Here is an 8,888-nt window from a genome sequence, read left to right as displayed (position 1 = left end):
AAATTTTGGGATTATGAAGAAGATATTTAATCTTTTAATCAACCTTAAACTATTTACTTTTCCTAATCTCCACAATTACGATGCTTTTTCATGTCTTATTTGAAAACGCTATAGAACCATTAAAAATTTAGCTCGTAGATAAGTTGAATTAATCACAAAGTAGAAACAAAAAAATGAAAAACAACTCAGATAACAAAAAAACAGAGACATCTAACTACAATTATGAATACCATACTGGTATATCAGATATAAAGTTTCTGTTGATATCTAGCTTAGTCGCGATGACTTTTGCTGTGGTCGGTTTTTTAATCTTCAATCAATCTCAGAAAACAACAAATGTAACTGATGATAAGTCCTCCATATCTTACAGAAAATCTCCTCAGTCAATAATTAATAAAACCCCAGATATACCCACAATGAAAACTCCTATCACTTCGCAAACTGAACTTAATAATCAACAAATTGCCTTGCCATCTTTGCCTATTCCTGATAATAATAATCGTATCAATTTTCAAAAAACGTTTATTTATACTCCCGATAGACCGCCAAATTTTAAGCGGAACGACCAACTACAATCTATTATTAAAAATGTCACTGATTATGTTGCAGAGAATAACTTACCAACTGAGAAATTATCAATTAGCTTAATCGATTTTAAAACCAATAGTAGCGAAAATTATCAAGGAAATATAGGAAGATTTCCCGCTAGTGTTGTCAAGCTTTTTTGGCTAGTCGCTCTGTACGGTTATGTTAATTATCATCAAGGAGATATAGGAGAATATACTATTGAAATTCAAGAAATGATCGGAAAGTCAGACAATGAAGAATCAAGTAATATTGTTGATGCTATCACTGGAGCAAAATCAAATCATAAAAATATGAGCCAGTCAGACTATCAAGAGTGGTTAAAAAAAAGAAATCTACTTAATCAATATTTTGTTGATGCAGGTTATAATGGTATCAATATTAACCAAAAAACCTATCCCATTCCTTCTAAAAAAATGTTTAAACCTCAAGGTGCTGATTTAAAAATGAGAGGCAATGATCCTAAAAATCCGATTAGAAATAAAATTACAACTGAACAAGCTGCTAGATTAATGTATGAAATTATTACAGGACAAGCTATATCACCAGAATCTAGTCAGGAGATGCGATACTATTTGAACAGAATAAACATGATGCAAGATGGCAGCTGGAAAAATATTGACCCGAATCAAGGTCAAGGTCATTTTAATCCCATTAAAGGATTTTTTGGTGAATATTTTGCTAACAGTGACCCTAAAAATATCCAAGAATTTGCTTCTAAAGCTGGTTGGACAAGTGACAGTCGTAGTGAGGTAGCTTATATTAATGATGGTCAAGTTGCTTATATTTTAGCTGTATTTACCCAAGATGCTGCCTACGCTCAAAATTGGCAAATTTTCCCAAAAATTTCTGAATTAGTCTATCAAAAAATGCAGCAAATGGACTCAAAGTATAACACCCCTTAACATCTTTTCCCAATTCTTACTTTAGTGACCCTGAAGATAAAGACAACCTAACCGATTCTATTCAGAATCATCATTATAAATATCTTGGAGAGTTTTATTTTCGTAGCGTTCCTGATCTTGATTTTTGCCGCGACGGGAAGGACGACGATATTTTTTATTAGCTAATTTGGGTTCGTAGGTTTCTTGACCTGCTTCTTTAATTTTTAACTTTAAACTTGACTCTTTTGTGCTAGTTTTCTGCAATGACTGTTCTCGTGTGATCGCTTCTTCTAAAAACTCTAAATAATGTTGGTAACGTTCCCAATCTCCCCTAACCACACAGTTAGGTTCCCGACGGTGAGTACAATCATTAAATTGACAATTTCCTAAAGCTAAACGCTCTCTCACTTCCGGAAAATAAAAAGTTAATTGTTCTGGTGAACAGTTAATATCCGGTTGGTTAAACCCCGGACTATCGGCCAATAAACCCCGATTTGGTAAAGCAAATAACTGCACATGACGGGTGGTGTGACGACCTTTTTGCAGTTTTCCCGACACATCCCCCACCCGTTGATTAATCTCAGGAATTAGACAATTAATTAAACTCGATTTTCCCACTCCCGATGGACCGGCCAAGAGAGTAATTTTATGGTTTAATTGTGCCAATAAAGCCTCAAATCCCCGATTTTTCTCCACACTGACAAAAAAGGGCCGGTATCCCCAACCAGCTAGGCGATCGCCCCAGAGTTCTATTTGTTCCGCTTCCCCCAGATCGATTTTATTGACACAGACCGCAATTTCTAAGCCTGTGGACTCGGCTTTCACCAAAAAACGACTGATCAGCCAAGGATCGAGGACGGGTTCAGCAAGGGCAAAAACTAGCAAAATCTGCTCGATATTAGCAACGGCTGGCCGATCGATCTCGGTACTGCGGGGGAGGACTTCTGCGATCGCACCCTGTTGATCGGCAAAATTTACCTCCTCCACCCGCACCCGATCGCCAACCATGACCGACTGACCGATTTTTTGCAAGCGAGCGCGACGGGTACAGAGAAGATTCTCGCCCATAACGGCAGAATCCAAGCGTACCTGATAAAAATTTGCCTGTACGGCCACCACTGTGCCGTATAAATCGGTTAATTGTGCATCTACCATTTAGGAATCGGGGCGATAGACTTTGAGAACAAAAAAGCTATCTCGGTCCTCGATCGATTCTATCTGATAACCCTCCACTGTCAGGCTAGTGGGAACCTGTTCGATCGGTTCCCCGGCATCTAACCAGACTTCCAACCGTTCCCCGGCGGTCATTTTCTCTAATTGCAATTTTGTGCGGACAAAATTAATCGGGCAGGGAGTGCCGCGCAGGTCTAAAGTCATAGTTATTTAGGGTTTCCTGAAAAAGTTTCTCCTGGGGGCAGGGTGTAGGGTGTGGGGTGTGGGGTGTGGGGTGTGGGGAGAATAAATAAAATAATCTCCTATCTCCTGACTCCTGACTCCTGAATACTGCCGACCGCCGACCGCCCCCTGCCTCCGTTATCCGACAAGATTTTTAGATTTATTCAGCCTGCCCTATTTATGGAAGATATTACCTAAAAATCCCTCGATGCCGCCTTTCCCCACGGTTTCCCCGCGAACTTTCGCTATTTTTTCCAGCAATTCCCGTTCTTCTCCCGTGACACGGGTAGGAATCGAGATTTTAACGGTAATGCGATGATCACCGCGACTGACGGGATTGCCTAATTTGGGAACCCCTTTATTTTCTAAAATCAGTACGGTGTTCGGTTGAGTACCGGCAGGGATAGTCAGGTCTTCTTGGCCATCTACCGTATTAACTTTGATGGTACATCCTAAAATCGCTTGGATATAGCTAATCGTGATATCCGATTTAATATCATTGCCTTCCCGTTGAAATTCTGTATCTGTTTCCACGGTTAGATAAACGAATAAATCCCCTGGCGGCCCGCCTTTAAGTCCTGCGTCTCCTTCCCGGGCAACGCGCAATTTCATGCCGTTGTCAACCCCCGCGGGGATGGTAATTTTCAGTTTTTTGGTTTCCTGTCTGCGTCCGGAACCGGCGCAAACGTCGCATTTTTCCTCGATCACTTCGCCAGCGCCGTCACAGGTGGGACAGACCGAAACTTGAGCAAAAGTACCGAAGGGAGTACGGGTGGCGCGACGCACCTGACCAGTACCACTGCAAGTAGTACAAGTACGGGAACCGGTCCCTGGTCTGGCCCCACTGCCCTTACAGGTTTGACAGGTTTCCAGATGACGGATGCGGATTTCCTTTTCGCCGCCAAAGACCGCCTCGCGGAATTTTAGTCTAAAATCGAGACGTAGATCCTCGCCCCGGGTAGGGCCTGTGCGTCGGCGGGCGGTTGCTTGGCCGCCCATGCCCCCGAAACCACTAAAGATTGTCTCAAAGATATCGGCGAAACCGCCCATATTGTCGGGATCAAAACCAGCAGCGCCCCCAGAAACCCCAGCTTCACCAAAGCGGTCATAACGATTGCGGGTTTCTGGTTCCGAGAGAATTTCGTAGGCGCGGTTAATTTCTTTGAAGTGTTCCTCGGCTCCCGGTTCTTTGTTAACATCGGGATGGTATTTTCGGGCGAGACGACGATAGGCGCGTTTGATGTCTTCTTTACCGGCATCTCGCGAGACACCTAGAATTTCGTAATAATCAGTGGGCATAGGGGGCTATGGTTCTGCTCGCAATTTATAAATAAATTTTCGGTCTAGTTGTTACTTTAACAAAGTATACATAATAGTTTAGTTGGGTTATCCCTACTATTTTTTTCGGTGGGGGTTGGGGTGTGGGGGTGTGGGGTGTGGGGAGAAGGGGTGTAGGGTGTGGGGAGAAGGGGAGAAAAAAGCTGATAACTGATTACTGATTACTGATCACTTTTTAATCTACGGCCTCGTAGTCACTGGCGCTCATTTCTTCCCCATCGTAGGGATCATCATCACTGCCCGATTCGGTGGATTTAGTTTCCAGATTACTATAGGTTCTGGTTTGAGTGGGGGAGAGGGTTGGCCCGTTGGTGAAGGTATTCGAAGAAGTGGCTTGGGTGCGGGTGGGTCGAGTCAGTTTTTCGGTGACATCGATCGGTTCAAAACCAGTACCGTTAAGGGTTTGGTTTTGCTCTTGTCTACCTGTGTAGATGCGGGTACCGATTTCGAGGACAATCTGACGAAATTCTGCCAAGGTGGTTTTTAGCTTTTCTGGGGATATGGAGGGGTCGCGCAGAGCGATTTCCAACTGTTGCCGCTTCTGGTCGGCCAGTTGCCGGATATCGGGGGCGACTAACTGACTGTTTTCCCTGATGGTGACTTCGTAGCTATAGAAAAGACTATCGGATTGGTGGCGAATATCGATCATTTGCAGACGACGGCGATCGGATTCGGCGTATTTTTCGGCTTCTAGGCGCATTTTTTCAATTTCGTTCGGTTTCAGCCCTCCAGTATGGCTAATTAAAATGCTTTGTTCTTTGCCGGTGCCTTGGTCGCTGGCGGCCACTTTCAAGATGCCGTTGACATCGATCTCAAAGGCCACTTCGATTTGTGGCACCCCCCTAGGGGCGGGAGGAATTCCCGTCAGGAGAAATTTACCGAGGGTTTTATTATCCTGGGCCATAGCTCTTTCCCCTTGCAGGACATGAATTTCCACCGAAGTTTGACCATCGGCAGCGGTGGAGAAAACCTGAGATCTACTGGTGGGGATAGTGGTATTGCGATCGATAATTTTGGTAAAGACTTCGCCGAGGGTTTCAATGCCGAGGGAAAGGGGGGTGACATCGAGTAGGAGGATATCTTCCACTTCTCCACCTAAAACTCCGGCTTGAATCGCTGCCCCCAAAGCAACGGCCTCATCGGGGTTAACAGAGCGATCGATCTGGCCGGTAGAAAAGAAACGGGAGATTAATTCTTGCACGGCGGGGATTCTGGTGGAACCACCAACGAGAATGACACGATTGATATCGCTAGGCTGCAGTTCGCTATCTTTGAGGGACTGTTGTACGGGTTCGAGGGTTTTTTCCACTAATTCTCTGGTTAATTCCTCGAATTTAGCGCGAGTTAGTTCTAATTCTAGGTGTTTAGGGCCGGTTTCGTCGGCGGCGATGAAGGGGAGATTGATCGAGGTGGTAATCATGCTAGAAAGCTCGATTTTGGCTTTTTCGGTGGCTTCTCGCAGTCTTTGGATCGCCATGCGATCGCTGGCCAGATCGATGTTTTCTTGGCTTTGAAAGTTCTCCACCAGCCACCGCACTAAGAGGTTATCAAAATCGTCCCCCCCAAGATGGTTATTGCCGGCCGTGGCTTTCACTTCAAAGACTCCCTTCCCCAGTCGCAGGATGGAAACGTCGAAGGTTCCTCCTCCTAGGTCAAAAACGAGGATATGTTGATCTTCGTTTTGTTTATCTAAACCGTAGGCCAGGGCGGCGGCGGTGGGTTCGTTAATAATTCTTAATACTTCTAGTCCTGCGATCATCCCCGCGTCTTTAGTGGCTTGACGTTGGGCATCGGTAAAATAGGCGGGAACTGTAATCACGGCCTCGTTAATCGTTTCTCCCAGATAGGCCTCGGCATCGGCCTTTAATTTTTGCAGGATCATGGCCGAGATTTCTTGGGGGGTAAATTCCCGATCGCGAATTTTGATATTGACGGTATCATCGCGACCGCGTTGGCAATGATAGGCAACTCGTCCCCTTTCTGCCTCCGTGTCTTGCCAGCGCCTACCGATAAAGCGTTTGATGCTATAGACGGTATTTTCGGCATTAGTGACCGCCTGACGTTTGGCCAGTTGTCCCACTAGGCGCTGGCCCTTGCCAAACCCCACGATACTAGGAGTTGTCCTTCCCCCCTCCGAGTTAGGAACTATAATCGGCTGACCTCCCTCGAGTACGGCAACACAACTGTTGGTTGTCCCTAAGTCGATGCCGATGACTTTTCCCATGACGCTCTAATAATAACGGTAGTTAATAGGATACAATCGCTGACAAAAATTATCCCAAAATTAGAAACGGGCTTTTTACCTCGTCTAATCTTGCCGAGGATGAAACAGGACAATTTTCGTCCGCTCCTAACAAAACTTGTCGGTAAAGTCCGCAAGCGGCTGGCGAGCGGTCTATATATCAAGAGTAACCCAAAACCAGTAATTTTGCTGATGCTGACAGTTAGCGATCTCCTCTCGCTATTCTTAAAATTACCGTTTTTAAGATTTTTTTAATGATCACGAGCGGAATTCCTTGATGTTGATGTGCCGAGCAGTGGAATGATCGCCAAATCTTCTTAACCCGAATTCAGATCAATTTGGGATAAGATAACCAATACACCGATCCTAGAGGACTTAATCATGATTAGAGCCTATGCTGCCCGAGAAAAAGGGGGAAAACTAGAGCCTTTTGACTACGATCCGGGTATATTAGCGGATGAAGATGTGGAAATCGCGGTGGAATATTGCGGCATCTGTCACAGTGACCTAAGTATGCTCGATAACGATTGGGGACTGACCACCTATCCCTTTGTCCCCGGTCATGAAGTGGTCGGCACGATCGCCGCTCTCGGTGCTAAAGTCAAAGAATTAAACCTAGGGCAAAGAGTCGGTCTTGGTTGGTTTTCCCGTTCCTGTTCCACCTGTGAAACTTGTATGTCGGGGGATCAAAACCTTTGTGCCACTGCCGAAGGAACTATCGTCGGTCGCCATGGTGGTTTTGCTGAAAAAGTCCGGGCCCATCATAGTTGGTTAGTTCCCTTGCCGGACCAGTTAGATGCTGCCAAAGCTGGCCCGCTTTTTTGTGGTGGTATTACCGTCTTTAATCCCATTGTCCAATTTGATATTAAACCCACGGCCCGAGTTGGTGTCATTGGTATTGGTGGATTGGGCCATATAGCCTTAAAATTCCTCAAAGCTTGGGGCTGCGAAGTAACCGCTTTTTCTAGTAGTCCCGATAAAGAAACAGAAGCAAAAGAACTAGGGGCGACTCATTTTATCAATTCCAGAGACCCCGAAGCTTTGCAATCGGTACAAAATTACTTTGATTTCATCATCTCTACCGTTAACGTTAATCTCGATTGGGGTCTTTATATCGCCTGTTTACGTCCCAAAGGTCGTCTGCATATTGTTGGGGCCGTTCTTGAACCCATGGCTACCTACGCTTTCCCCTTGATTATGGGTCAAAAATCGATTTCTGGCAGTCCTTTGGGTAGTCCCAGTACCATCAATAAAATGATCGAATTTGCCTCTCGCCATGGCATTGAACCGGTCACGGAAACCTATGCTATCTCGCAGGTGAATGAAGCCATGGAAAAATTGAGAACTGGACAACCTAAATATCGCCTCGTCTTGCAGATGAAATAAAACCATCTCTATCCCAGACGTAACCCCGATGACTCAACCCCTCACTCCTCCAGTTATCGATTGGGAAGAACCCCCCATTCCCCCAGAAGACTTGATTTTTGATGACGGATAACCATTGGAAATCCACCGTCACCGCAAGGCCATGAATGTCTTAATCGATTCTATCGAACAAGCCTATCAGGATCGAGAAGACTTTTTTGTTGGCGGTAATATGTTTATTTAGTTTAGCCGTGAGCAGGTTTTTAATAGAACTATTGCAAATTAATTATATGTTATAATGATAGGCTAACTAATTTTTTTGGGAAAATTAGTTAATTAGCACATTTGTTCTGAATCAAAACCTGAAGTTTTACTTTTAACTCAAAACTCTTTAGAGCTGCTTTAATTTGGTTATCAAAACCTCTTTATTTAAGCGGCACAAACTATCTCAATTATAAAAATTGAGAATAAATTATCCTTGTAGATTAATGTTTGGCAACTTTTAAGAAGTTGCTATACCTATCCCTAACTCACAGTTACAAATAGCCGCCAACAAGTTAACTATTAAACTATATCTTCGACGACAATTCCGATATTTACAGGATAAGATTTTCAAGATTTTGAGTTTCCTATTTATAGGTTCAATGATAATCCTTTCTTTGGCTAAAGCCTTGTTATATTCCTTTTATAACTCTGTTAATTTTCTATTTTTCGATTTTTTTAGGTGTATAAATATTACTATGATATGCAGCCATTCCCTGATAACCACTGTCTTATATACTGGTAGTTAAAGGATGAAAACGAACCAGACTTTTTTTAAATAAACTAAAATCATGACCTCTACCTTTCCCACAAAAGACACAGATAATTTCCTCTGTATTTTATCAGCTACTAATTGGGATTTTAAACTATGATAACCTTTTTTACCACCAAAAAAATCTTTCTGTTTCTTTTGGGGGCTTTCTATGGGAGTTTCCGTTACATCCATTACCGTTATGACCGGTATCTCTGCTTGATTGAGTAAAGCTTTTTTTCCTTTTAAACGGAAGTTTCCCGATTGTAAAAGCATTTTTTCCGTC

Annotated in this window: 6 protein-coding genes and 2 pseudogenes; 3 read left to right on the top strand and 5 right to left on the bottom strand. The window is 43.7% G+C overall.

The features are described from left to right. Window positions 1–173 precede the first annotated feature (173 nt). Window positions 174–1,490 (top strand): serine hydrolase, encoded by a 1,317-nt coding sequence (locus LW728_RS20540; RefSeq protein WP_004163679.1) that lies wholly within the window; start codon window positions 174–176, stop codon window positions 1,488–1,490. 57 nt (window positions 1,491–1,547) lie between these two features. Here LW728_RS20540 and rsgA read toward each other — a convergent pair whose 3' ends face one another. The 4 genes from rsgA to dnaK all read right to left on the bottom strand — a co-directional run bounded on the left by rsgA (window position 1,548) and on the right by dnaK (window position 6,426). Continuing rightward, entirely contained in the window at window positions 1,548–2,624 is a 1,077-nt protein-coding gene (gene rsgA, locus LW728_RS20535) for a small ribosomal subunit biogenesis GTPase RsgA (protein ID WP_004163680.1), read from the bottom strand. Beyond that, window positions 2,625–2,846 (bottom strand): sulfurtransferase TusA family protein, encoded by a 222-nt coding sequence (locus tag LW728_RS20530; RefSeq protein ID WP_002738399.1) that lies wholly within the window; start codon window positions 2,844–2,846, stop codon window positions 2,625–2,627. It lies immediately after the preceding gene. A 192-nt stretch (window positions 2,847–3,038) separates the two neighbouring features. Beyond that, window positions 3,039–4,163: a molecular chaperone DnaJ gene (gene dnaJ, locus LW728_RS20525; RefSeq protein ID WP_004163681.1), complete on the bottom strand. Its 1,125-nt coding sequence runs from the start codon at window positions 4,161–4,163 to the stop codon at window positions 3,039–3,041. Between the two features lie 214 nt (window positions 4,164–4,377). Then, the gene (gene dnaK, locus LW728_RS20520) at window positions 4,378–6,426 is read right to left on the bottom strand and encodes a molecular chaperone DnaK (RefSeq protein WP_287671544.1); all 2,049 of its coding nucleotides are present in this window, start codon (window positions 6,424–6,426) and stop codon (window positions 4,378–4,380) included. Between the two features lie 399 nt (window positions 6,427–6,825). Between dnaK and ahr the strand changes: the two genes are divergently transcribed. Continuing rightward, the gene (gene ahr, locus LW728_RS20515; RefSeq protein WP_004163683.1) at window positions 6,826–7,830 is read left to right on the top strand and encodes an NADPH-dependent aldehyde reductase Ahr; all 1,005 of its coding nucleotides are present in this window, start codon (window positions 6,826–6,828) and stop codon (window positions 7,828–7,830) included. A 28-nt stretch (window positions 7,831–7,858) separates the two neighbouring features. After that, window positions 7,859–8,050: pseudogene (locus tag LW728_RS20510) on the top strand (Uma2 family endonuclease); the annotation flags it as partial. Between the two features lie 261 nt (window positions 8,051–8,311). Here LW728_RS20510 and LW728_RS20505 read toward each other — a convergent pair. Then, window positions 8,312–8,888, bottom strand: a pseudogene (locus tag LW728_RS20505) (transposase family protein); the annotation flags it as partial.

Source organism: Microcystis sp. 49638_E5, assembly GCF_021300285.1.
GTDB lineage: Bacteria > Cyanobacteriota > Cyanobacteriia > Cyanobacteriales > Microcystaceae > Microcystis > Microcystis aeruginosa_C.
The sequence above is the reverse complement of the archived record's forward strand: the minus strand, read 5'-3'. Positions and strand labels throughout refer to the sequence as shown.

What these genes read in the sequence shown, in the direction of transcription:
- dnaK (WP_287671544.1), bottom strand. Translation starts at nt 6,426, where the DNA reads ATGGGAAAAGTCATCGGCATCGACTTAGGGACAACCAACAGTTGTGTT.
- LW728_RS20530 (WP_002738399.1), bottom strand. Translation starts at nt 2,846, where the DNA reads ATGACTTTAGACCTGCGCGGCACTCCCTGCCCGATTAATTTTGTCCGC.
- dnaJ (WP_004163681.1), bottom strand. Translation starts at nt 4,163, where the DNA reads ATGCCCACTGATTATTACGAAATTCTAGGTGTCTCGCGAGATGCCGGT.
- ahr (WP_004163683.1), top strand. Translation starts at nt 6,826, where the DNA reads ATGATTAGAGCCTATGCTGCCCGAGAAAAAGGGGGAAAACTAGAGCCT.
- rsgA (WP_004163680.1), bottom strand. Translation starts at nt 2,624, where the DNA reads ATGGTAGATGCACAATTAACCGATTTATACGGCACAGTGGTGGCCGTA.
- LW728_RS20540 (WP_004163679.1), top strand. Translation starts at nt 174, where the DNA reads ATGAAAAACAACTCAGATAACAAAAAAACAGAGACATCTAACTACAAT.